The organism is uncultured Sulfitobacter sp., from assembly GCF_947499945.1.
Classification (GTDB): domain Bacteria; phylum Pseudomonadota; class Alphaproteobacteria; order Rhodobacterales; family Rhodobacteraceae; genus Sulfitobacter.
Map to the genome: position 1 here is coordinate 1 of NZ_CANMQD010000023.1, position 566 is coordinate 566.

Here is a 566-nt window from a genome sequence, read left to right on the forward strand (position 1 = left end):
GCATTTTTGCAGGCACGCTTGTGGATTTATTGATCCTGATTCCTACAGCGATGATTTCAATCCTCGCAGGTCTTGCGCTGCTGGGTGCCATTCAGAAAAGCCTGTCGGATATGATGTCTGCCGACAACGTGCAGGTGGGTTTGCTGACCTTTCTTGTTACCACCTCGGGCGTGACACTGGGTGGGATAGGATCGGCCTTTTGGGGGGTCGTTGTAGGCCTCGCTGCATGGTATTTAACGCGGATCGCTACAAGGTTCAAACCTTCTTAGACGAGGTCGATTTCGTGCCAATCTGAAAGGGTTTCTGCTTGGTGGAGACACTTACGCGGTCCATTTGCTTTGGCGGACATACTGCGCCCCGCTTTGCTCAAGCCGCGACGCGGGTAAGTGCGCACGTAAAGGCCTACCGGGGATGCCTTTTGCAATAGACCGATCAACTCACAGGGCCGATCCCGGGGGGATTCATGCGCTGTTTGAATGAAGGCTTTCTCGCAGGGCTCACCTCCGTCAAGCCTTCCTCGAAAACTCGCAACAGGTCCGCCGCGTGGCGGGTATCATTTCAGACCG

At 54.9% G+C, this 566-nt stretch carries 1 protein-coding gene; it reads left to right on the forward strand.

The window, feature by feature from the left end; translation table 11 throughout:
- On the forward strand, nt 1–269 hold a 269-nt coding region (locus tag Q0775_RS19940; RefSeq protein ID WP_298865412.1), incomplete at its 5' end, for a benzoate/H(+) symporter BenE family transporter.
- Nucleotides 270–566: the final 297 nt, after the last annotated feature.